Origin of the sequence: Pseudomonas sp. RL_5y_Pfl2_69 (assembly GCF_963970465.1) — a bacterium.
Lineage (GTDB): Bacteria > Pseudomonadota > Gammaproteobacteria > Pseudomonadales > Pseudomonadaceae > Aquipseudomonas.
Genome location: NZ_CAXAOU010000001.1, coordinates 162605 through 185980, shown reverse-complemented (window position 1 = coordinate 185980; position 23376 = coordinate 162605). Strand labels below are relative to the sequence as shown.

General features: G+C 59.3%; 21 protein-coding genes and 5 tRNA genes. 13 read left to right on the top strand and 13 right to left on the bottom strand.

Annotated elements, in window-relative coordinates; all coding sequences use genetic code 11:
• Positions 1-24: 24 nt before the first annotated feature.
• From AACY07_RS00915 to mgtE, 7 genes are all read left to right on the top strand, one after another.
• Complete coding sequence (locus tag AACY07_RS00915) at positions 25-1260, top strand: aspartate kinase (protein ID WP_019823401.1); 1236 nt, start codon at positions 25-27, stop codon at positions 1258-1260.
• A 187-nt stretch (positions 1261-1447) separates the two neighbouring features.
• Positions 1448-1636, top strand: a complete 189-nt coding sequence (gene csrA / locus AACY07_RS00910) for a carbon storage regulator CsrA (protein ID WP_003175645.1) — start codon at positions 1448-1450, stop codon at positions 1634-1636.
• Between the two features lie 61 nt (positions 1637-1697).
• Positions 1698-1788: transfer RNA gene (locus AACY07_RS00905), tRNA-Ser, on the top strand.
• A 106-nt stretch (positions 1789-1894) separates the two neighbouring features.
• A tRNA-Arg gene (locus tag AACY07_RS00900) sits at positions 1895-1971 on the top strand.
• A 70-nt stretch (positions 1972-2041) separates the two neighbouring features.
• Positions 2042-2118, top strand: a tRNA-Arg gene (locus AACY07_RS00895).
• A gap of 70 nt (positions 2119-2188) precedes the next feature.
• Positions 2189-2265, top strand: a tRNA-Arg gene (locus tag AACY07_RS00890).
• Positions 2266-2563: 298 nt separating this feature from the next.
• A complete protein-coding gene (gene mgtE / locus AACY07_RS00885) occupies positions 2564-4006 on the top strand; it encodes a magnesium transporter (protein ID WP_133077321.1) in 1443 nt (480 codons plus the stop codon).
• Positions 4007-4118: 112 nt separating this feature from the next.
• Here mgtE and AACY07_RS00880 read toward each other — a convergent pair whose 3' ends face one another.
• From AACY07_RS00880 to AACY07_RS00860, 5 genes are all read right to left on the bottom strand, one after another.
• The gene (locus AACY07_RS00880; protein WP_133077322.1) at positions 4119-4445 is read right to left on the bottom strand and encodes an Arc family DNA-binding protein; all 327 of its coding nucleotides are present in this window, start codon (positions 4443-4445) and stop codon (positions 4119-4121) included.
• Positions 4446-4718: 273 nt separating this feature from the next.
• Positions 4719-4895 (bottom strand): PA3371 family protein, encoded by a 177-nt coding sequence (locus tag AACY07_RS00875; RefSeq protein WP_219262041.1) that lies wholly within the window; start codon positions 4893-4895, stop codon positions 4719-4721.
• A gap of 29 nt (positions 4896-4924) precedes the next feature.
• Complete coding sequence (locus tag AACY07_RS00870) at positions 4925-5155, bottom strand: hypothetical protein (RefSeq protein ID WP_339473106.1); 231 nt, start codon at positions 5153-5155, stop codon at positions 4925-4927.
• A 233-nt stretch (positions 5156-5388) separates the two neighbouring features.
• Positions 5389-6117 carry an aspartate/glutamate racemase family protein gene (locus AACY07_RS00865; protein WP_339473105.1) on the bottom strand — a complete coding sequence of 243 codons (729 nt, stop codon included), beginning with the start codon at positions 6115-6117 and terminating at the stop codon, positions 5389-5391.
• Between the two features lie 55 nt (positions 6118-6172).
• Complete coding sequence (locus AACY07_RS00860) at positions 6173-7714, bottom strand: NCS1 family nucleobase:cation symporter-1 (RefSeq protein ID WP_133077325.1); 1542 nt, start codon at positions 7712-7714, stop codon at positions 6173-6175.
• A gap of 617 nt (positions 7715-8331) precedes the next feature.
• Between AACY07_RS00860 and AACY07_RS00855 the strand changes: the two genes are divergently transcribed.
• Positions 8332-8408, top strand: a tRNA-Arg gene (locus AACY07_RS00855).
• A gap of 162 nt (positions 8409-8570) precedes the next feature.
• Here the strand turns inward: AACY07_RS00855 and AACY07_RS00850 are convergent.
• Entirely contained in the window at positions 8571-9455 is an 885-nt protein-coding gene (locus AACY07_RS00850; protein ID WP_339473104.1) for a LysR substrate-binding domain-containing protein, read from the bottom strand.
• Between the two features lie 134 nt (positions 9456-9589).
• On the opposite strand from AACY07_RS00850, the gene AACY07_RS00845 reads away from it, so the two are divergent.
• The 4 genes from AACY07_RS00845 to AACY07_RS00830 all read left to right on the top strand — a co-directional run bounded on the left by AACY07_RS00845 (position 9590) and on the right by AACY07_RS00830 (position 13905).
• Complete coding sequence (locus AACY07_RS00845; protein WP_339473103.1) at positions 9590-10642, top strand: agmatine deiminase family protein; 1053 nt, start codon at positions 9590-9592, stop codon at positions 10640-10642.
• A gap of 4 nt (positions 10643-10646) precedes the next feature.
• Positions 10647-11555: an N-carbamoylputrescine amidase gene (gene aguB, locus AACY07_RS00840; protein WP_339473102.1), complete on the top strand. Its 909-nt coding sequence runs from the start codon at positions 10647-10649 to the stop codon at positions 11553-11555.
• Position 11556: 1 nt separating this feature from the next.
• The gene (locus AACY07_RS00835; RefSeq protein ID WP_339473101.1) at positions 11557-12660 is read left to right on the top strand and encodes an extracellular solute-binding protein; all 1104 of its coding nucleotides are present in this window, start codon (positions 11557-11559) and stop codon (positions 12658-12660) included.
• A 120-nt stretch (positions 12661-12780) separates the two neighbouring features.
• Positions 12781-13905, top strand: coding sequence for an agmatine deiminase family protein (locus tag AACY07_RS00830; RefSeq protein ID WP_339473100.1), 1125 nt, complete (start codon positions 12781-12783; stop codon positions 13903-13905).
• A gap of 100 nt (positions 13906-14005) precedes the next feature.
• Here AACY07_RS00830 and AACY07_RS00825 read toward each other — a convergent pair whose 3' ends face one another.
• From AACY07_RS00825 to AACY07_RS00795, 7 genes are all read right to left on the bottom strand, one after another.
• Positions 14006-15193: a fumarylacetoacetate hydrolase family protein gene (locus AACY07_RS00825; protein WP_339473098.1), complete on the bottom strand. Its 1188-nt coding sequence runs from the start codon at positions 15191-15193 to the stop codon at positions 14006-14008.
• Positions 15194-15326: 133 nt separating this feature from the next.
• Entirely contained in the window at positions 15327-17111 is a 1785-nt protein-coding gene (locus AACY07_RS00820; RefSeq protein ID WP_326397507.1) for an IlvD/Edd family dehydratase, read from the bottom strand.
• 16 nt (positions 17112-17127) lie between these two features.
• Positions 17128-18012 carry an NAD(P)-dependent oxidoreductase gene (locus AACY07_RS00815; protein WP_339473096.1) on the bottom strand — a complete coding sequence of 295 codons (885 nt, stop codon included), beginning with the start codon at positions 18010-18012 and terminating at the stop codon, positions 17128-17130.
• Positions 18009-19379: an MFS transporter gene (locus AACY07_RS00810; RefSeq protein ID WP_339473095.1), complete on the bottom strand. Its 1371-nt coding sequence runs from the start codon at positions 19377-19379 to the stop codon at positions 18009-18011. Before AACY07_RS00810 ends, AACY07_RS00815 begins: the two co-directional genes overlap by 4 nt.
• Before the next feature lie 151 nt (positions 19380-19530).
• Positions 19531-20505, bottom strand: coding sequence for a D-erythronate dehydrogenase (denD, locus tag AACY07_RS00805; RefSeq protein ID WP_339473093.1), 975 nt, complete (start codon positions 20503-20505; stop codon positions 19531-19533).
• A gap of 38 nt (positions 20506-20543) precedes the next feature.
• The gene (locus tag AACY07_RS00800; protein WP_019823375.1) at positions 20544-21392 is read right to left on the bottom strand and encodes an ureidoglycolate lyase; all 849 of its coding nucleotides are present in this window, start codon (positions 21390-21392) and stop codon (positions 20544-20546) included.
• A 141-nt stretch (positions 21393-21533) separates the two neighbouring features.
• Positions 21534-22274, bottom strand: coding sequence for an SDR family oxidoreductase (locus AACY07_RS00795; RefSeq protein ID WP_133077332.1), 741 nt, complete (start codon positions 22272-22274; stop codon positions 21534-21536).
• 106 nt (positions 22275-22380) lie between these two features.
• Here AACY07_RS00795 and AACY07_RS00790 point away from each other — a divergent pair, with 106 nt between their 5' ends.
• Positions 22381-23337 carry a LysR family transcriptional regulator gene (locus tag AACY07_RS00790; protein ID WP_339473092.1) on the top strand — a complete coding sequence of 319 codons (957 nt, stop codon included), beginning with the start codon at positions 22381-22383 and terminating at the stop codon, positions 23335-23337.
• Positions 23338-23376 lie beyond the last annotated feature (39 nt).

Sequence of the window (23376 nt, the reverse complement as noted above, 5' to 3'; positions counted from 1 at the left end):
TTTATGGGCTGAGGCTGCTTTGAAATGGCTTTGATCGTACAGAAATTCGGAGGCACCTCGGTCGGCACTGTCGAGAGAATCGAGCAGGTCGCCGATAAAGTTAAGAAGTTCCGCGAAGCCGGCAATGATCTGGTGATCGTGCTATCTGCAATGAGCGGCGAAACCAACCGCCTGATCGAACTGGCCAAGCAGATCAGCGATCAGCCGTTACCCCGTGAGCTGGATGTGATTGTGTCCACGGGCGAGCAGGTGACGATTGGTCTGCTGGCAATGGCGCTGAACAAACGCGGCGTGCCAGCGGTGTCCTACACCGGCAGCCAGGTGCGCATCCTGACGGACAGTTCGCACACCAAAGCCCGCATCCTGAAAATTGACGATCAGAAGATTCGCGCCGACCTGAAGGCCGGGCGTGTGGTTGTGGTTGCAGGTTTCCAGGGCGTTGATGAGCACGGCAACATCACCACCCTGGGTCGTGGCGGCTCTGACACCACCGGTGTGGCGCTGGCGGCGGCCCTCAAGGCTGATGAGTGCCAGATCTACACGGATGTCGACGGTGTCTACACCACTGACCCGCGGGTTGTGGCAAAAGCTCAGCGTCTGGAAAAGATCACCTTCGAAGAAATGCTGGAAATGGCCAGCCTGGGCTCCAAGGTGTTGCAGATCCGGGCGGTCGAGTTCGCAGGCAAGTACAACGTACCGCTGCGCGTTTTGCACAGCTTCAAGGAGGGTCCAGGCACCCTCATTACTATTGATGAAGAGGAATCCATGGAACAGCCGATCATTTCTGGTATTGCGTTCAATCGCGATGAAGCCAAGCTGACCATCCGTGGCGTGCCGGACACCCCGGGCGTGGCGTTTAAGATTTTGGGCCCGATCAGTGCGACCAATATCGAAGTCGACATGATCGTGCAGAACGTTGCGCACGATAACACCACCGACTTCACCTTCACCGTGCACCGCAATGACTACAGTGCTGCGCAAAGCGTGCTGGAAAACACCGCGCGTGAGATCGGTGCCCGTGAAGTGGTCGGCGACACCAACATTGCCAAGGTTTCGATTGTCGGTGTGGGCATGCGCTCTCACGCGGGCGTTGCCAGCCGCATGTTTGAGTCCCTGGCCAAAGAGAACATCAACATCCTGATGATCTCGACCTCCGAGATCAAAGTGTCGGTGGTGATTGAAGAGAAGTACCTGGAGCTGGCAGTGCGTTCCTTGCACACCGCTTTTGATTTGGACGCGCCAGCCCGACAGGGCGAGTAAGGCGTTGTCTGGAGGGCGCGGTTAATCCGCGCCCTTTGTTTTTTTGGCGGGCATGAACGAAGACCTCCTGTTTCGTCATGTTGGTCAATACTAAGGAGCGGCGGGCTATAGCTGTTTAGCGAATAGCCCGAAGCCCTTTTTTTTTGCAGACTGTGGCCACTGAAATGAAAAGTGTGAGGAGAAAAGTATGCTGATTCTGACTCGCCGTTGTGCGGAAAGCCTGATCATAGGCGATGGCGAAATTACTGTGACCGTACTCGGCGTCAAAGGAAACCAGGTGCGTATCGGTGTGAACGCCCCCAAGGAAGTGGCGGTGCACCGTGAGGAGATCTACCTGCGGATCAAGAAAGAAAAGGATGAAGAACCAAGTCTCTAATTTTATTTAAGTTTTTAGTTGCAAGCGGGGAAAAGGCTGGTTATTATACGCCCCGTGTTGCGGAGAGGTGGCCGAGTGGCCGAAGGCGCTCCCCTGCTAAGGGAGTACATCTCAAAAGGGTGTCGGGGGTTCGAATCCCCCCTTCTCCGCCATTATTCATGTAGCACGTTGGGTCTGGGTAGTTTCGGTAAGTTATTGAATTTAATGAAAAAAATCTTGCCAGAGAGATTCAACGGTCTATAATGCGCCGCTTCAAATGCACTCGTAGCTCAGCTGGATAGAGTACTCGGCTACGAACCGAGCGGTCACAGGTTCGAATCCTGTCGAGTGCACCATTTAAGAGTCAATCGCTGCGGCGGTTAACTTGGCTTCAACCAGGGTGGTCTGGTCTATCAAGCACAACTTGCACTCGTAGCTCAGCTGGATAGAGTACTCGGCTACGAACCGAGCGGTCACAGGTTCGAATCCTGTCGAGTGCACCATTTAAGAGTCAATTGCTTCGGCGATTAACTTGGCTTCAACCAGGGTGGTCTGGTTTATCAAGCACAACTTGCACTCGTAGCTCAGCTGGATAGAGTACTCGGCTACGAACCGAGCGGTCACAGGTTCGAATCCTGTCGAGTGCACCAAACACCAAAAAGCCCGCATTGTATGCGGGCTTTTTGCTATCTGCGATTTGGCTATTGCTGTCATCCTGACGACTTCTCTTCTGTTTATTCTGGCAGTGCTGCGCAAGCTTTTGTTATTGCCAAGATTTTTGCGTCATTAATTTTTAAGCCGTGTATGATTGCGCCCGTCAGCCCCGCCGGGGCTTGTGGAATACCTCCATGGACTTACCCAGTAGTAACTCAGCATCCCGTTTTTCCAATCATGAATTGACTGATTGATCCTTCCGGCGTGCCCTGCTGCTGGGAGTGGAGTTCGCCTATGACCGAAGTTGAAGTAAAGAAAACACAAGAAAGCCTGCAAAGCCGCCTCGCTCAAGTCATTGAGCTGCTTAATCGCCAGCGTGTGGTCGAAGACCTGACTCATCGTCAGGAAGGCCATCACCATGACCGGGTTGAAAACCTGGTTCATCGGCAGAACCTTGTTGAGCTCCAGCGCAAACTGGAAGACCTGCACTCCGCAGACGTTGCCTACATCCTTGAAGCATTGCCACTGGACGACCGCCTGACGGTCTGGCAACTGGTCAAGGCTGATCGCGATGGCGACATCCTGCTTGAAGTCTCTGACTCGGTACGTGAAACCCTGATCGCCGACATGGACGATCACGAGCTCCTGGCAGCCGCCAAGGAGATGGACGCCGACGAACTTGCTGACCTGGCCCCCGAGCTGCCGCGAGACGTCGTCCATGAGCTGATGGAGACCCTTGATGGTCAGCAGCGTGAGCGTGTTCGCTCCGCGCTGTCCTATAACGAGGATCAGGTTGGCGCACTGATGGACTTCGAGATGGTGACGATCCGTGAGGACGTCAGCCTTGAAGTGGTATTGCGTTACCTGCGTCGCCTCAAAGAACTGCCGGGCCATACCGACAAACTGTTCGTGGTTGATTACGACGGTGCGCTCAAAGGCGTGTTGCCGATCAAGCGTTTGTTGGTCAACGACCCCGAGAAACAAGTGTCCGAGGTCATGGCCAGCGATCCGGTAAGTTTTCATCCGGACGAGGACGCCTACGATGCTGCACAGGCGTTTGAGCGTTACGACTTGATCTCGGCCCCGGTGGTCGACAAGAACGGCAAGCTGATCGGCCGATTGACCATCGATGAAATGGTCGACCTGATCCGTGAAGAGAGCGAAAACGAAGTGCTCAACATGGCCGGTCTGCGTGAAGAAGAAGACATCTTCGCTTCGGTCTGGAAGTCCCTGCGTAACCGCTGGGCCTGGCTGGCAGTCAACCTGGTCACCGCGTTTATTGCTTCGCGGGTGATCGGTCTGTTCGAAGGTTCGATTGAGAAGCTGGTGGCACTGGCAGCACTGATGCCCATCGTGGCCGGTATTGGCGGTAACTCCGGCAACCAGACCATTACCATGATCGTACGGGCGATGGCGCTCGATCAGGTCAATACCGGTAGCACCTCGCGTCTGATGCGCAAGGAGCTGGCCGTGGGCTTGATCAATGGCCTGGTGTGGGGTGGGGTGATCGGTGTTGTCGCGTATCTGTTGTACGGCAGCTGGTCACTGGGTGTGGTGATGACCGCGGCCATGACGCTTAACCTGCTGCTGGCAGCGCTGATGGGAGTCTTGATTCCCATGACACTTGCCCGGCTTGGGCGTGACCCGGCGATGGGTGCAAGTGTGATGATCACAGCCATGACAGACAGCGGCGGGTTCTTCATCTTCCTGGGGCTGGCAACCATCTTCCTGCTCTGACGGCCAGCGGCCTGATCTGACAGCTGTCAGATCAGGCCGTTTTTGTTTCTGGCGCAAATGGCGCCCATAAAAAAAGCCAGCGCAATGCTGGCTTTTTGTTACCTGAATTAAATCAGGCTTCCTCCGAAGCTGCCTCAGCGTCGTGAGCAATCAGTGAAACCAGGGCGTTTTGCTGGCGATGGGACAGTTGGCGGAAGCGTTGCAGCAGTTCGCGCTCGTGCAGGGAGAGCTCAGGGCTGTCCAGGCGCATGCTGAGTTCGTCACCCAGTACGCCTTCCTGAATAAGGCTTTGCTCAAGGCGAGCAATGATTTCTGAGTTCATGCTGCGGTGATGATTGCGAGCCACTTCGGCGATGCGCTCGCGCATTCCGTCTGGCAGGCGTACGACGAACTTGTCAGCCGTACGGCTGGAGTAAATTGCCTGTTTCAATGGGCGCATTTTAGTTAACCGGTTAGTTCAGGGGAGCGGTTCTCGGGAATTGGCCGCAGGATGTGATTAAGACCGTCCTTATAGCCAAAGTTCAACCTGAATTGCTAGGAGGCGCGCATCATGCCTCAAATCTGCCACTTCCCTGGCGTCAATTCTGTGACAAATATTGAACCGGATAAAGGCGTTATGCCAGTAGTGATTATTAAAAAAATGCATCAACGTGGGTAGTGCACAAATCCACCGTTCATCCTGAAAGGCCTGTTCTCCAGCAGAAGGGCGCTCTCAACGTAATTGCGGGTCAAATTTGAACCTGCGCCCGATGATCAGCGCCACCAGCCAGCAACTGAAAAATACGCCCGCAGCGATCAAGGGCAGGTTTCCGAATTCGTTACGGGCGAAGACATCAAGCGCAAGGCTTGATAGCGCCAGCATCAACAAACTCAAAGCAATTTTGGACATGATTTACTGCCAACCTCTCAATATGCGCTTCAAAAGACCCAGCGCTCACCCTCGGGAGCCAGGTTGGCTGCAGGGTGGTCTGTAGTCAGATGAGGTGTCGCGCTGCTCACGCTATTCATGACCGCCACTTGCGGCAGCGGCGCGAGGGGTTTGTTGTAGGTGTGGACGTATTGCTCAGCGGTGGCGGGTTCAGGTTGAAAGTGAAAAATCACTAAAACAGCCAGTGCCAGGGCATTTAACAGTAACAGGGTGCTGTTCATGGCGGTCATCTCTGAGAGCATGGACGGGATACTGTTAATAGAGCAGTCTTCGTGCCAACTGTTAAAGAGCTAAAAACCCTTATAAAACAGCTGCTTGGGGTATGTATTCAAGAGGGTTTCAGTGCAATTTGCAATGATGGCTTTTTGATGTAGTGCAAATTGCACGATACAGGCCAGAGCCCGCGGGAGCGGGCTTGGCAAGGATTCAGTCGATATCGCCTGCAGGCAATCGGTTATCGCCCGAAACGTTCGGCCCATCCACGGATAACCTTGGGCCGCGGGGTCGCGTAAGTGCGTACTTTTGACGTCGACAGCCCCAGGCGAACCAGCGACTCGGCAATGGTCACCGCAGCGGTAACGCCATCGACCACGGGCACGCCGGTGCGCTGGCGAATCTGCTCATCAAGCCCCGCCATACCACCGCAGCCCAGGCAAATGACCTCTGCCTTGTCCTCGCTGACGGCCAGTTCTGCCTGGTGAACAATGGCTTCAACCGCGCGTTGCGGCGAAGATTCGAGTTCCAGAACGGCAAGGCCGCTGGCGCGCACCGATGCACAGCGGTACCAGAGCCCGGACAGTTTCAGGCGATCTTCAATCAGCGGCACGGTGCGATCCAGCGTGGTGACGACCGAATAGGCGCGGCCCAAAAACATGGCGGTGCTGGCCGCTGCGTCAGTGATGTCCACCACGGGCACGTTGAGCAGCTCCTGTAACCCTTCACGGCCATGCTCGCCATACCCGGCCTGTATCACGGCATCGAAGGGCTGGTCGTAGGACATGACGCAGTCCATCACCGCGATTGCGGCCAGATAACTTTCAAAATTTCCCTCAACCGACTCGGCGCCGAAACCGGGCGTCAGCCCGATGATTTCGGTGCCCGGCGCGGCGACGGACTGCGCCTGACGCGCAATGGCCTGGGTGATGCTGTCGGTCGTGTTGACATTGACCACGAGAATTCGCATGGGGGCTCCTTCAAATCAAGAGTGGGCGGTCTGAATTGGCCAGACCGCAAACGTATCAATGGCCAGCGTTGTCGACCGCGATCGACTCGCCGCTGACGTGGGCGTAGTGGGGTTGGCGCCTGGCGATGATCAGGTAAAGCATTGCCGCGATGCCGGCCCCGATCATCCAGGAGAACGGCGAAACCGTATGAAAACCTGGCACCAATGCCAGCACGATGGCGATCAGAGCAGCAGGAATAAACGCCGCGACGGCGCGTAAATTAACGCCGCGGCTGTAGTAATAAGCGCCGCTCGGGTCTTCGCTGTACAACGCCGGCACGTCGATACGGCCTTTTCGTACAAGCCAGTAGTCGACCATGATCACCCCGTACAGCGGGCCAAGCAGGGCGCCCAGGCCGGACAGGAAGTACACGATAACCAGCGGGCTGTTATAGAGATTCCACGGCAGGATCAGCACTGCCAGGGTTGCGCTGATCAGTCCGGCGCGCTTGAACGTCAGATGCCTGGGTGCCAGGTTGCTCAGCACAAAAGCCGGTGCGACGAAGTTGGCCATGATGTTCACCGCCACCGTCACAATCAGGAATGCCAGGCAGCCCAGCACCAGAAAGAAGGTGTTCGGGATCGACGCGATAATCTGCGTCGGGCTTTCGATAATGGTGCCGTTGATTTGAAACTGGGCGCCGCACAGCAGCACGGTGATACCGGCAAACACCAGAATGTTCACCGGCAGGCCCCAGAAATTACCAACCTTGATGGTTTTGCAGCACGGCGATGAGCGTGAGAAATCACTGAAATTCAGGATCAGAGTGCCGTAGATCGCCAGCCACAGTGCGGCTCCGGCAAACACGTTGCGCCACACCTCGGCGGTGCTCAAGGGCACGCGGTCTGACCAGGCAATGGTGCCGTTGGCCTGAAAGTACATCCAGCCTGCCAGGCACAGTACCGTCAGTAAAATGACCGGCCCGGCAAACGCCTCGTAGCGGCGAACCATTTCCATGCCGTAGGCCAGGATCGTCAGCTGCACCAGCCAGATCGCGACAAAACACACCCAGCCCAAGCTCGACAGGCCAAGGATCGAGTCATGGTCGTAAGCGTCGAAACCGGGATGCACGGCCACCAGCAGCACCCGTAACACCACCGAGGCCAGATACGTCTGAATACCGAACCAGGCGATAGCAATGACCGCGCGTATCAGCGCAGGAATCTGCGCGCCATGAATGCCGAAACTTATCCGGCTGATGACCGGGAAGGGCACGCCGGTGCGCTGGCCCATATAGCCCGACAGGTTCATGAAGTTGAACACCAGCAGAGCGCCGATCCCGAGTGAAAGCAGGATCTGCCAGCCGTTGAGGCCCAGGGCGTAAAGCCCGATGGCGAACGAGTAGTTGGCGATGTTGTGCACATCGTTGGTCCACAAGGCAAAGATGCTGTAGCGGCCCCAGCGGCGGCCTTCGGTTTTAGTGGGGGCCAGGTCACTGTTGTGCAAGCGCGGACTGAGCGCCAGGGTGGATGCAGTAGCGTCCAGGGAGTCGGGGAGGGGAGTTGAAACCGGTGAAGGTAAATCCAGAGCGAGGGTATCGGAGAGTCTTGAACGCATTCTGGCAAGCTCCTGATGTCCGCTGGCGTGATGACTGTTCATGAGCGTTGGCTCGACAAATCTTCGTCACGGCAGCGGAAATCACTGGTTGTGAGAATTCGCGGTATGCCTGCTTTTATGTGGCAGGCCACGAAACAATGTGTACTTAGTTTTTGTTCGTTTTGTATACAAGTGTCGTGTGGGTGTAAGCGATATTCATGCCAGCAGAAACACACAGATCAGTAGTCGTGTTCACGGATCCCTATGCTGTTTTTTATCTGTATGAAATTAATGGATTTTTTATTTTTTGCGGGCCAGCTGAAAAACCAGCGAATGGAAAGGGAGATGGATCGTGGTCAATTGTGACCAGAGAGAGGGTTGTTACTTTTTGATGCATAAAAGGTTTGTGGCGCGCTTGGGTGCACCGTTATGTGACGTTTTGTATACGATTGTCAGGCGCTCTATGCGCCTGTGGTTGCCGTTGAGCTGCGCGAGGTTGTGATCGGTCGTAAATCCTGGGCGTCAGGTCTGACGGTTACACGGCATTAACGGTCAAGGGGGCGTGTGTCTGACCGTTAAAAAGGCCACGCACGACATGACAAACAAAGGCATGACCGTTACCATGCTCGCCGTCATTTGTCTCAGTAGCTCAATTGGATAGAGCATCCCCCTCCTAAGGGGAAGGTTGCAGGTTCGAACCCCGCCTGGGACACCATATTTTTCAAGGCTTCACGACCATTGATCCTGTGGTCGTTGATCTCATGCCAGCACCAGCGTGTTGTGCAGTTGAAGACGAAAGCAGTCTGGATGTGTGTTGCATCCTTCTCGCCCAGATCGTCTCCCCCCCCCCTTTTTTTCCTCATCCAGATCTGCGCCCTCAGCCAGCTTCCAGGCCCACTCGGCTGTCTGTTCCCAAGTTGCTGGATAGCCACTCACTGAAACTGCGGGCCAGCGGGTTGTTCTCGCTGTCACGATGGGTGAGCAAGGCCCAGTTGGGGCCGCGGATGGTGTTTTCGACCAAGGGTTGCAACAGGCCGTTGGCCAGTGCCTGTCGGCTCAGTAATTGGCTGACCAAGGCAATACCCAGTCCTGTGCAGGCGGCATCCAGCAACAGGCCAGGGTCGGAGAAGTTCAGCCCTTGTTCTTTCTGGCCTACGTCGATTCCGGCCTCCACTTCCCAGTGACTCCAGTCCATTTCCCGCTCGCCATGAAGGGTCGTGCGCTGTTCGCTCGCAACGGCCAGCAGGCTCGGGTGGCAAGCCGGGTACAGGCGGTCTGCGTACAGCACTTTAAAGCTGCACTCAGCCTGGGGGCTGATGTCATCCCGCACGGCGAGGTCGATGGTCTGGCTGACCATGTCCGGCACTTCATCGGTACTGAATATCCAGAGATCAACGTCCGGATGCTGGCGACGAAAATCTGCCAGGCGTGGCAGCAGCCAGTGGCGGGCGAACATTGGGGTGGTGTTGAGTACGAGTTGGTTGGGCTTGTGGTACTGGCCCAGACGGCGAATTCCGACGGCAAGTTGCTGCAGCAGTGCCTGGGTGGTGCTGAGCAAGTCATGGCCAGCATCGGTCAGGCTGACGCTGCGTCCATTGCGAAAGAATAATGGCTGCTCAAGGTACGTCTCAAGGCTGCGAATCTGCTGGCTGATCGCCGACTGTGTGAGGTGCAGCTCTGCGGCTGCCTTGTGGAAACTGCCCAGTCGGGCTGCGGCTTCAAAGCCGCGAAGGGTGCCAAGAGGCGGCCAGTGTTTGAGCATTCTGATAAGTTCCTCTAATCATTTGTACGCAAAATACATCGTTTGTTTAGCCGTTTTTGCGAACGTAGCATGCATGACAAGACCACACAGGCAGTTTTCATTGAACACAATGACTTAACTCAAAGGTACTTGTCATGCAGCAGAATGAAATTCAAAACAGTGGCTGGTGGATGCCGGCAGAGTGGGCCAGGCACGCAGCGACCTGGATGGTTTGGCCGCACAACAAAGCCCTGTGGGAGTCCGGTTGGGGCGTGACCTTGCCTCTGGTGCAAGAGGATTTCGCTCGCGTGGCCAACACCATTGCCCGCTTTGAACCCGTGAAAATGATCGTTGACCCTTCAGCGGTAGCGAGCGCAAAGGCGCTGTGCGGGCCAAACATTCAACTGATCGAACTGGCGGTGAATGACAGCTGGTGCCGTGACTCCGGCCCGAGCTTCATCTGCCACCCGCAACAGGGGCTGGCCGGTGTGAGCTGGCGCTTCAACGCGTGGGGCGGGAAGTCTGCCCACGATCTGGACGAAGGCTTGGCCCGTCGCGTACTCAACCACCTGGGAGTGGCGTGTTTTGGAGTCCCGTTGGGTAACGAAGGCGGCGCCATTCATGTGGACGGCGAAGGCACCCTGATCACCACGGAGTCGGTATTGCTCAACCCTAACCGTAACCCCGGCATGAGCAAGGCCGAGATGGAGGAGATCTTCACTCGCTTTCTGGGTGTGAAGAAGACGGTCTGGCTGCCGGGAGACCCGGACCATGTGACCGGCGACATGACCGATGGCCATGTCGATGGCGTCTGTGCTTTCGCCCGCCCCGCCGTCCTGCTGGTGGATGCCACCCACGACACAGATTCGGTGTATGCCCGCGTGGTGCGTGAAAACCGTCGTGCGCTGGAACTCGCCACCGACGCCCATGGCCGCAAGTTTGAGCTGATCGAGTTGTTCGAAGCCACCGATGCCGTGGACGTCGAGGCTGAAGTGTTCTGTGCCTCCTACACCAACTTCTATATCGCCAACGACGCCATCATCATGCCGGCCTACGGCATTGATGCCGACAGGGTTGCTGCCGGTGTGTTGGCCAAAGCCTTCCCGGGGCGAGAAGTGGTCCCCGTGCGGATCAATCACCTGGCCCACGGCGGTGGCGGGGTGCATTGCATCACCCAACAACAGCCAGCCTGGCCACTGAGGGGTTGATGCCATGACGATGATGACTGTTGCCACAACACAGATGCCCTGCACCTGGGACCTCAAGCACAACCTGGACCAGGCCGAGTTGCTGGTGCGTGAGGCCGCCGCTCGGGGTGCCCAGGTCATTCTGCTGCAGGAGCTGTTTGCCACGCCCTATTTCTGCATCGAGCAAAGCCACCAGCACTTGGCACTGGCCGAGGAGTATCAACACAGCCTCGTGCTCAAGCGCTTTGCCGCGCTGGCCAGGGAGTTGGGTGTGGTGCTGCCGTTGAGCTGGTTCGAGAAGGCCGGCAATGCCTGCTTCAACTCGCTCAGCGTGGCCGATGCCGATGGGCGCCTGCTGGGTGTGTATCGCAAGACCCACATCCCCAATGCCATCGGTTATCAGGAGAAGGAATACTTCAGCCCGGGCGATACAGGCTTTCGTGTCTGGGACACCGCTTTTGGACGCATAGGGTTGGGTATCTGCTGGGATCAGTGGTTCCCCGAGACCGCCCGCTGCCTGGCGTTGATGGGCGCCGAAGTCTTGCTGTTTCCCACCGCCATTGGCTCTGAACCTGGCTGCGCCACACTGGATTCACGTGACCACTGGCAGATGACCATGCGCGGCCATGCCGCCGCGAACATCCTGCCCGTGGTGGCCGCCAATCGCATTGGCCGGGAAGTGGCAACGACCGATCCCGCCCTGCAGATGAATTTCTATGGCTCCTCCTTTATCTGCAATCACAAGGGCAAGCTGTTGGCCGAAGCTGACCGCGACAGCGCTGGCGTGCTGGTCCACAGCCTGGACTTGTCCGCCATGCGTGAAGAGCGCCTGACCTGGGGGATCTACCGCGACCGCCGTCCAGAAATGTACGGGGCCCTGTTAAGCCAGGATGGGCGTCAGATCAATGCTCGCTGGAATACTCAGGGGGTTTGACATGAACGTTACCGACAAACGATTGCTCTGTTCACTGGGGTTGGCCCTGAGCGTTGCCCTGTCGTCGGCGCAGGCGGATGACAAGACCCTGAAGTTGTACAACTGGGCCGACTACTTCGCCGAGGACACCCTCGCCAGATTCACCGCCGAAACCGGGATCAAGGTGATCTACGACGTCATGGATGGCAGCGAGACACTGGAAGCCAAGATGATGGCTGGCGGCAGTGGTTATGACCTGATCTTCCCGGGCGACACGGTTGGCGAACGCCTGATGCGTGCCGGCAGCCTGCAGCCACTGGACACGTCAAAGCTCACGGCCCTGGATGACATCGAGCCGGGCCTGCAGAAGCTGCGCGCGCATTATCTCTACTCGAACAAGGCCACTGTGCCCTACACGTGGGGCACCATAGGCCTGACCTACAACGCCGAGCAGATCAAACAGCGCATGCCGGATGCACCGGTCAATAGCCTGGACATGCTGTTCAAGCCGGAACTGGCCGCCAAATTTGCCGATTGCGGTATTTCCCTGATCGACTCGCCCGACGAAGTGCTGGCGGTAGCGCTCAACTACCTCGGCCGCGAGCCCCGCAGCGCCAAGCCGCAGGACCTGGCAGCGGCCAGTGAACTGTTGCTCACGCTTCGGCCGTACATCCGCAAGTTCCAGTCGCAGCCGGTGAGCGATCTGGTCAACGAAAATGTGTGCCTGTCCCTCGGCTACAGCGGGGATATGACGCAGGCGCAACGGGCAGCAGTTGCCGCCGGCAAGAACACGACGTTCCAGTACCACATTGCGCGTGAAGGGACCACGGTGTGGATGGACACCATGGCGATCCCTGTGGACGCCAAACATCCAGAGTACGCCTATGCGTTCATCAACTTCGTCATGCGCCCGGAGAACATGGCAGCCATCAGTAACTTCACGGGCTACCCCACCTCCAATGCCAAGGCACGCCCGAGCGTCGACCCAGTGATGCGTAACAACCCGGATATTTACCCCGATGCTGCCACCTACGAACGATTGATCCCGGGCATGGACATCCCTCAGGCCGATATGCGGGCGCGGATGCGAGCCTGGACCAAGTTCAAGACCGCCATCGCCAAATGACGACCCGCTAATCTCCAGGTGTCCGGCCCCGAAAAAGAGTGCGCCCCCTGTTGGCAAAGCGTGGAGCCAACGTTAAGGCTCTCCCAGATAATGCAGCGACAAGAATTGAGAGATAAATACATGTCGACACGTCGTGAGTTCATCAAGCAGGTATCCGTTGTCGCCAGCCTGGGCGCAGCCACAGCGATGGGGCTGGGCCTGAATGCCTCCCCGGTGCAGGCCGCCCTCAAGGGCAACTGGCATATGCCGGATGAGGGCGACAAACATCAGCGGGCCTTCATCGCCTTTGGTGCACAGCAAGCGATCTGGGAAGACTTCACGCCCAACGTGCAAGATGCCCTGGGCCTGATTGCCCGTACCCTCGCCGAATTTGAGCCGGTCACGGTGTTCTGTCGCGAGGACGAGCAGGATCTGGCCGCAGAAAAGTGCGGCACAGACAACATCACCTTTGTCACCACGCAGCTGGACGACATATGGATGCGCGATATCGGCGCCAACTTTGTCATCGATGGTAAAGGCAGGCTCGGCGCCGTGGACTTCAACTTCAACGGCTGGGGCAACAAGCAGCAGCATGGCGATGATGCGCAGCTGGCGGCTCTGGTTGCCCGCAAAACAGCGGCCAGCTACATCCGCAGCGAGCTGGTGGGCGAGGGTGGGGGGATCGAAGTGGATGGCCAAGGCACCGCTATCATGACCGAAAGCAGCTGGATCAACGCCAACCGCAACCCGGACTGGAGCAAGGCTGAAATAGAGGAAGAACTGAAAGCGCGCCTGGGCTTGCGCAAAATCATCTGGCTGCCTGGAATCAAAGGCAAAGACATCACCGATGCCCATGTCGACTTCTACGCCCGCTTCGTCAAGCCTGGGGTCGTCATCGCCAACCTCGACACCGACCCGCAGTCATACGACCACAAGGTGACGCTTGCCCATCTGGAGATTCTGAAAAACGCCACCGACGCCGATGGTCGCGCGCTGCAAGTGCATACCCTCTCTCCACCGATGTACCCGCGACAGAACAAATTCAGCAAAAACAATCCCGACTTCGCTGCGGGTTACATCAACTACTTCGTGATCAATGGTGCGGTCATTGCTCCCGAGTTCGGTGACGAGACGGCCGATACGAAGGCCTTTGACCTGCTGTCTGAACTCTACCCGGACCGAGAGGTGGTGCAGCTCAATATCGACGCAATCAGCGCCGGTGGTGGCGGCATCCACTGTGTGACCAGCCACCAACCTTCGGTTTAGTCGCAAGCGCTGCTGATGCTTGCTCAGCCTCAGGATTCAATAAAAGAGGCCCCGCGCTGTTGGCCAGGCGGGGCCTTTCTGTTTGCTGTTTGTGCGTCATTCAAGCCTGGCCGAGTACCCCCCGCTGTGCCAGGTTCTTCATTAATGCCCCTACCCCGAATGCCCATTGTGGAGCCTGGTCGCTACCCGTCACGCGATTGTGCAGGGCGCCCAGGGCGGGTGACGAAATGCTCACTACGTCGTCTGCCTTGTGGGTGAACCCCTGACCCGGATGGTCGCGGTCTTCTGTGGGCGCGAACAGGGTGCCGAGAAACAGCACAAAGCCGTCCGGGTACTGGTGGTTGGCATTGAGGGTTTGCTCCGCCAGATTGGCCGGGTCGCGGCTGATCTGGTTCATGGAACTCTTGCCGTCCAGTACGTAGCCGTCCGTGCCTTCGACGCGCAAGGTCACTTCGCATTGGCGCACGTCATCGAGACTGAAGTGCTCGTCGAACAGGCGAATAAACGGTCCCAGTGCGCAGGATGCGTTGTTGTCCTTGGCCTTGCTCAGCAGCAGCGCGCTGCGGCCTTCGAAGTCGCGCAGGTTGACGTCGTTGCCCAGGGTTGCGCCGTGAATCCGGCCCTGGCTGTCCACCGCGAGCACGACTTCCGGTTCCGGGTTGTTCCAGCTTGAACCCGGGTGAATGCCGATGGCATTACCGCTGCCCACCGCCGCCAGTATCGGGGCCTTGGTGAAGATCTCGGCGTCCGGGCCGATACCGACTTCCAGATACTGGGACCACATGTTCTGTTCGATCAGCACCTGCTTGAGGCGCATGGCCTCAGGCGAGCCGGGGAGCAGGTCGCGCAGGTTGTCACCGATGACTTCCTGCACCAGGGCGCGGATCTCTTGGGCACGCAGGGCATCGCCGCCTGCTTTTTCTTCGATGACCCGCTCGATCATGCTGGCGGCAAATGTCACGCCTGCGGCCTTGATCACTTGCAGGTCTGCAGGGGCCAGCAGATAGGGCTTGGCCATGTCACGCTGCTCGCCACTGTTGGCCAGCAAGGCCTGAATCGTACCCAAGGCCGTACCGCTGATTTCGCGTACGCTTTGCAGCGGTTTGTCGCTTTCCAGTAGCGCGCTCAGGGTGGCGAAGTGCGCGGTGCAGTCGATCACCTCGCCGTCTCGAATCACCACCACGGCAGGACCACCACGCTCGCCGGGTAGCCATACACGACCCACCAGCGTCGCGCGCTGCCAGTCATTCGGCAGGGAGTTTTCTACGGTCAATTGCAGCGTTTGCATAGGCCTGATCCTTGAAAAAATGGGCAGTGCGGGAGCGGGCTTGCTCGCGATCACGTCACTGCGGTGTACCTGAGAGAGCGCGCCGTCTGCATCGCGAGCAAGCCCGCTCCCACAGGTCATGTGTCCATAGTGTTTAGTGAGAGTGGCGGGGCGGGCCGTTTTCCGGGATCACGCGCCAGTACAGTGTTGCCGGTTCCAGGCAGCCGCCCGTGGACAACTGGCCGACCAGTTGGCGATACAGTTCCTGCCACGGCGTTTGCGACGGGGCCAGCGGTGGCAGGGGTTCCTGACGACGCTCGTTGAGCACGCTTTCGTCCACCAGCAAATTGACACTGCGCGCATTCAGGTCGACGCGCAGGCGATCCCCCGTGCGCAGCAACGACAGGCCGCCGCCCACGGCAGACTCCGGAGACATGTTGAGAATCGACGGGCTGGCCGAGGTGCCGCTTTGACGGCCATCGCCCATGCACGGCAGCGAGTCGATCCCGGCCTTGATCAGGTTGGAAGGCGGTGCCATGTTGACCACCTCGCCACTGCCGGGAAAACCGACAGTGCCGCAGCCGCGAATCACCAGAATGCAGCGTTCATCGATGTCCAGCGTCGGGTCGTTGATGCGCGCCTGATAGTCTTCGGGCCCCTCGAACACAATGGCTCGCGCTTCGAAGCTGTTGGGTTGCAACGGGTCGCTGAGATAGGTCTTGCGGAAGGCTTCACCCACCACCGACATTTTCATGATGGCGCTGTCGAAGAAGTTACCGCTGAGCACGATAAAACCGGCGCGGTGCATCAGCGGATCTTCGTATGAGCGGATCACGTCGCGATCGCCAGTGACGCAGTCGGCAACCACGTCCCCCATGCTGCGGCCACTGACGGTGAGGCAGTCGCGGTGCAGGCGCCCAACCTTGTCCAGTTCATGCATCACTGCCGGTACGCCGCCCGCGCGGTGGAAGCTTTCGCCAAGGTATTCACCGGCAGGCATGCAGTTGACGAGCAACGGGACGTCTTCGCCCACACGCTGCCAGTCTTCCAGCGACAGATCGATGCCACTGTGGCGGGCAATGGCAATCAAGTGTGGCGGGCAGTTGGTGGACGCGCCCAGTGCCGAGGCCACGGCGATGGCGTTTTCAAAGGCGGCGTGGGTCATGATGTGCGATGGGCGCACGTCTTCGCGCACCAGGTCGACGATGCGCATGCCGGTGGCATAGGCCATTTGACCGCGCTCGCGGTACGGTGCCGGAATGCTCGCGCAACCAGGCAGCGACATGCCCAGTGCTTCGGCCAGTGCGTTCATGGAAAGCGCGGTGCCCATCGTGTTGCAGTGGCCCACGGACGGCGATGAAGCCGTGGTCAGGGTCATGAACCCTTCGTAGTCGATCTCCCCTGCGCTGAGCAGGTTGCGTGCATGCCACAGGACGGTGCCGGAGCCGATGCGCTGGCCTTTGTGCCAGCCGTCGAGCATTGGCCCGCCGGACAACACGATAGAGGGCAAGTCAGTGGTGGCCGCCGCCATCAGGCAGGCCGGGGTGGTCTTGTCGCAGCCGGTGGTCAGCACGACGCCGTCCAGCGGGTAGCCGTGAAGCACTTCCACCAGGCCCAGATAGGCGAGGTTGCGATCCAGCGCCGCGGTTGGGCGACGTGACTGTTCGGCGATCGGGTGCACCGGGAATTCCATCGGAATGCCCCCCGCGTCGCGAATACCGTCCTTGACCCGCTTGGCCAGTTCGATGTGGTGGCGGTTGCAGGGCGTGAGGTCGCTGCCGGTCTGGGCGATACCGATGATGGGCCGTCCCGATTGCAGTTCGGCCCGGGTCAGGCCCTGGTTCATGTAGCGTTCAACGTACAGCGCGGTAAGGTCGGCGTGGCTTGGATCGTCGAACCACAGCTGGCTGCGCAGGCGGCGTGGGGTTGAATCGGTCATGGCAGGCTCCAGCAGATTATTCGGGCAAAGGGTTGTTGCGGCGCACTTGGCGGATCAGTCCGGCGTGGTCGAGTTCGCCGTCACCGGCCTCGACCATCGCTGCAAACAGACTGTCCACCAGGGTGCCTACGGGCAGGTTCAGGCCCAGCTTTTGCGCTTGGGCGAGGGCGGTCCGGGTGTCCTTGAGTTGCCACTTGGCCGGGCCGCCGGGGGTGAAGTCGTTGTTAAGCATGCGTTGGCCGTGTTGACGCCAGATCGGCGAATCGATGAAGCCCCCCATCAACGCTTCGTGGACTTTTGACGGGTCGGCGCCGCCGCGCTCGGCCAGCAGCAGGCCTTCGGCGACGGTGGCGATGGTGCTGGCGACAATCAACTGGTTGACCAGTTTGGACAGTTCGCCAGTGCCCGCCGGGCCGACGTGTACCGGGCGGCCCATGGCGGCCAGCACCTCGCGGCCTTGCTCGAAGGCCACGGTTTCACCCCCGACCATGATCGCCAGGCTGGCTTCCCGCGCCCCACGCTCGCCCCCCGACACCGGGGCGTCGAGGTAGCGCAGGCCCCGTTCAGAACATAGCCTTGCCTGTGCGGCGGCGGTGTCGACCGGGATCGAACTCATCACAATCACCAGCGCACCCGGCGCCAGGGCCAGGGCAGCGCCGTTCTCGCCAAACAGCACTTCGTCGCAGGTCGGGCCATCGCTGAGCATGCAGATCAGCACCTGGGCGCCGTTTGTGGCATGCGCCGGGGCCTGGAAAGCCTCGGCACCTTGTGCCGCGAGTGCCTGCGCCCTGGCGGGAGAACGGTTCCATGCCCGCACCGGGAAGCCTGCGTGCAGCAGGTTGCGGGCCATGGGCTGGCCCATGATCCCGGTACCGATGAAGGCTACGGTTGGCAGGCTCATGCTTTGCCTCCAGCCGCCGGGACCATTTGCTCGCCAATCTGCGACACCTTGTTGCGTGGCATCAGCACCATGCCCAGGCCACCCAGGCCGACCAGTGCAGCAATCACCATGAAGCCTGGGGTGTAGCTGCCGGTGACGGTGAACAGATAGCCGGTCAGGTAAGGGCCGATAAAGCCGCTGAGGTTACCGATGGAGTTGATCAGGCCAATCCCCACGGCGGCCCCGACGCCCGTCAGTACTTGCCCCGGGACGGCCCAGAACACGTTGATCGCGCTGTAAACACCCATCGCCAGAAGGATGAAACCGACGACGATGATCCACGGCTGGTTGAGCCACAGCGCCACGGCAATGGACACGGCCGCGAGCATGGCGGCGCCGCCGGCATGCCAGTGACGTTCTTGCAGGCGATCAGAGCGACGGCTCCACCAGATCATCGCCACAGCGGCGACGGCGTACGGGATGGCGGTGATCAGGCCGTTCTGCATCAGGCCGATCTCCAGCCCGAACGAGCCACGGAACGAGGCCAGTACGGTGGGCATGAAGAAGTTCATCGCGTTGGAACCCGACGTGATGCCGAAATACACCAGCGCCAGCAGCCATACCTGACGGTTGCACAGTGCCTTGCGGATCATCTGGCCTTTGGTCGGTTGAATGCCCACCACCAGCGGTTTGTTGCGCTCTTCCTGGGCCAGGGTGTTGATCAGCCAGTTGCGCTGTTTATCGGTCAGCCAGTGAGCATCGGCCGGGTGGTCGGTGAGGTAGAAGTAGCACACCACACCGAGGATCACGGCCGGTACGGCCTCAACGATGTACATCAGGCGCCAGCCGACGAAGCCCCAGGCATCGCCCAGTTCCATCAGGCCTACCGAGAGGGGCGCGCCGATGATTTGTGCAATGGGGACGCCCAGGTAAAAGGTAGCGATCATGCGGGCGCGGTAACGGCTCGGGAACCACAGCGACAGCAGGTAAATGACCCCCGGAAAGAACCCGGCTTCAGCGATACCCAGCAGTACGCGCAGGGAGACGAAGTGCACGGGCGTCTGCAAAAAGCCCATGGCCCCTGCGATGATGCCCCAGGTCACCATGATCCGTGCAATCCAGACACGGGCGCCGTAGCGGTGCAGCAGAATGTTGCTCGGCACTTCGAACATGAAGTAGCCGAGGAAGAAAATACCCGCGCCCAGGCCATAAATGGTCTGGCTGATGCCGATGTCTTCGTTCATCCGCAGTGCGGCGAACCCGACGTTGTTGCGGTCCAGGAAGGCGACCACAAACAGCAGGATAAGAAAGGGGATCATGCGTTGGGTAACGCGCTTGATCGTCTGTTGTTCGATGTCGGAGACATCGGGAAGTGGCGTTGTGGTCATATCGCACGGCCTCAGTTTTTATTGTTGTGTGTAACGCGAGCTTTTTTGCTTTTTGTGGGAGCGGGCTTGCTCGCGATAAAGGCGACGCGGTGTCACTGAACAACCGCATCGATCCCGTCGCGAGCAAGCCCGCACCCACAGAGGTGTGGGGTTATTTGGGGGCCGTATCCTCGATATGGGCGCGCACGATGGCGTCGAAGTCCGGGTCGGCGGTAAAGCCCAGTGCCCGGGCGCGAGGGGCCTGGACCTTGCTCGGCCAGCTTTCGACGATGCGCTGGATGGTGGCGTCCGGCTCCCAGCGAATCAGTTGGGTGACGTCCTCACCGGCGACCCGTTGCAGCGCCGAGACCATGTCCGCCACGGTGGTGGTCACACCCGGCAGCGGGATGATGCGTTCGTTGCCCAGGGTTTGCGGCGACAGGGTCATGCCCAGCAACATCGATTCGATAATGCGACGCGGCGAGGTCAGGTACACCTGGGTGTCCGGGCGCACCGGGCAGACGGCAGGCAGGCCTGTCAGCGGTTCGCGAATGATCGAGCTGAAGAAGGTCGATGCCGCTTTGTTCGGCTTGCCGGGGCGCACGGCCACCGTTGGCAGGCGCAGCACGCGGCCATCGACAAAGCCCTTGCGCGCATAGTCGGCCACCAGCAGTTCGCCCACGGCTTTTTGCATGCCGTAGGAGGATTGAGGGGTGAGTACGGTGTTGTCATCGACCACAGGCGGCAGCGTGCCGCCAAATACGGCGAAGCCGCTGGCATACACAAAGCGCGGTGCGTTGCCCTGTTTGCGCAGGGTTTCGAGCAGCAGCATCAGGCCGTGCAGGTTGACCTGCATGCCGAGGTCGAAATCCGCCTCGGCAGCCGAGCTGACCACCGCTGCCAGGTGCCATACCAGATCCACGCCGTCAGTCACCCGGGCGATGACTTCAGGGTCAGCCACATCACCGGTCACCAGTTCGATGCTCGGATCACTGGGCAGGTCTTCGCCCGCAAAGGCGTCAAACAGCACGATGCGTTCAATGGCACGAGGTGCCTGGCCTTCGAGGGTCAGGGTGTTCAGGTCAAGCAGGCGCTGAGCCAGTTGCTTGCCGATAAAGCCGGTACCGCCGGTGATTAGAATTCTCATGTACAGCCCCTGTTTCTTATAGTTGTTTGAGCGGTGAATCAGTCGGCCTGCACGGTGCGCTGGCGCTGTTCGCCCAGGCCGCTGATGCCCAGGCGCATTTCCTGACCCGGGCGCAGATAGACCGGCGACGGCTTGACGCCCAGGCCCACACCCGGTGGCGTACCGGTGGAAATCACATCGCCCGGTTGCAGCGACATGCAGCGGCTCAGGTAGGCAATCAATGCCGGGATCTGGAACACCATCGTGCGGGTATTGCCGTTCTGGTAGCGCTGTCCGTCGACCTCTAGCCACAGGTCGAGCTGGTGTGGATCGGTGATTTCATCACGGGTCACCAGCCACGGGCCGAGGGGGCCGAAGGTGTCGAACCCCTTGCCCTTGTCCCAGGTGCCGCCACGCTCCAGCTGCCATTCGCGTTCGGACACATCGTTGATCACGCAGTAACCGGCCACGTGTTCCAGTGCGTTGTGTTCGTCGATATTGCGGCCGCCCTTGCCGATCACCACGCCCAATTCGACTTCCCAGTCGGTCTTGGTCGAGTCGCGGGGAATTTCGACGTTATCGTTCGGGCCGCAGATGGCGCTGGTCCATTTACTGAACACCACCGGTTCCGACGGCACGGCCAGACCGGATTCTGCGGCGTGGTCCGCATAGTTGAGACCGATGCAGATGAACTTGCCGACCTGGCCGACACAGGCGCCGATACGGGGCGAACCACTGACCAGCGGCAGGGTGGCGGGGTCGATTTTGCTGAGTGCGGCCAGGCTTTCGGGGTTGAGCGCGGAGCCTGCGACATCGGCGATGTGTGCCGACACATCACGGATATTGCCTTGAGCATCCAGCAGACCGGGTTTTTCCTGACCTTTATCGCCGTAGCGCAGCAGTTTCATAAAAGCTCCTTTATCAAAAAAGTAGAATTCATTGGTCTTGGGTGGGAGCGGGCTTGCTCGCGATGGGATCGCTGCGATGTTTCAGATACACCGCGGCGCCTTGATCGCGAGCAAGCCCGCTCCCACAGGGAAAGTCTGGTTTCAGTTGCTCATCCCGCCATCAATTACCTGGGTCGTGCCGGTGGTGTAGCTGCTGGCATCGCTGGCCAGGTACAGCGCCAACCGGGCGATTTCTTCAGCGTTGCCAATGCGGCCCATGGGCTGGCGGTCGACGAAAGCCTGGTACACCTCGGCTTCGGAGCGCCCTTGCTCAAGTGCCTGCTGGGCGATGCGCTGGCGCAGCGACGGGGAGTCCACCGTGCCGGGACAAATGGCGTTGCAGCGAATGCCCTGGCCTACGTAGTCGGCGGCCACCGATTTGGTCAGGCCGATCACGGCGGCCTTGCTGGCGGTGTAGGCAAAACGGTTGGGCACGCCTTTGACGCTGGAGGCCACCGAAGCCATGTTGATGATCGAGCCACCACCGTTGCTCAACATGCCTGGCAAGAAGGCACGGATCATCCGGTACATGGCCGTTACGTTGAGGTCGAAAGAGAACTGCCAGGCCTGTTCGTCGCACTCAAGGACGGCACCGCTGTGCACGTAACCGGCGCAGTTGAACAGCACGTCCACGTTGCCCACCTGTTGGCAGATCGCGTCAATGTCCGAGGCACGGGTCACGTCCAGAGACAGGGTTTGAATGCCGGGAATGTCGTGCAAGGCTTCAATATGCAGGTCGGTGGCGATGACCTGAGCGCCGGCATCCCGAAAGGCCAGTACCGATGCGCGGCCTATGCCCTGCGCTGCAGCGGTGATCAGAACGCGTTTGTTGGCTAGGTTCATGACAAGAGTCCGTTGTTATTATTTGGCGCAACCCCTTCACACTAAAGTTGCTTTGCGATAATCGCCAATGAGATATTCTCAGGACTTAATAACCGGAGGTTATCGGATGGCGGATGTCGGGTTTAACCAACTGTGCAACTGGCTGCGGTTTCGCCATTTGGTGCTTATCGACACGCTGGCGCGCACGCAAAACATGCATGCCACCGCGCAGGAAATGAGCATCAGCCAGCCTGCAGTCAGCAAGATGCTGCGTGAGATCGAGCACCAATTGGGTTTCGACGTCTTTGCCCGTTTGCCGCGCAGCATGACGCTTACCGATCTGGGTACCCACGTGGCCCGGTTCGCCCAGATCGCGTTGAACGATACCGGCCAGTTCGTCAGCCAGATCAATCATCTGCGCCAGGGCGGGCATGGCCTGCTGAAGGTCGGCACTATCTATGCGGCAACGGCTCTGGCAGTGCCGGCGGCGATTGTGAGGGTCAAGCAGCAGTGGCCGTTGCTCACCGTGCAAGTGCTTGAAGGCACCAGTGCCAACATGCTGACCCTGCTTGAACACAAGGAACTGGACCTGGTGGTGGCCCGATTTACCCTCGACCGCCACCGTGAACTGTTCGAGTTCCAGGCGCTGGCACCGGAGCCGTTGTGTCTGGTCACCGGCAGTCAGCATCCGTTGGCCGGTGCCAGCGAAGTCCCCCTGGCCGAACTCGGCAGTTGGCCCTGGGTGATTTACCCCACGGGCACGCCGATGCGGGCGCGGGTGGAAAAAGCCTTTGTCGAGGCGGGTATGCAAACCCCGGAAAACACCGTGGAAACCGTGTCCCTGCAAACCACCATGCAACTGCTGCAAACAACGCCTGCGGTGGCCATGCTGGCGGAGTCGATGGTCGAGCCGGAAATCCAGGCCGGGCGCTTGACCCGTCTGGCGTTGCCGTTTCCCCTGGTACTGGCGGATTACGGCGTGATTACCCGGCGCAATGAAGTGCCTCAGTGGTCTGCCAAAGCCTTTATCGATGCCCTGTTAAGTGGTCCCGATGCCCTGCGCGGCGCTCGCCAGACACCTTGATAACCCTCAGTTATTAACTGATCCAATCATGTGATTGGG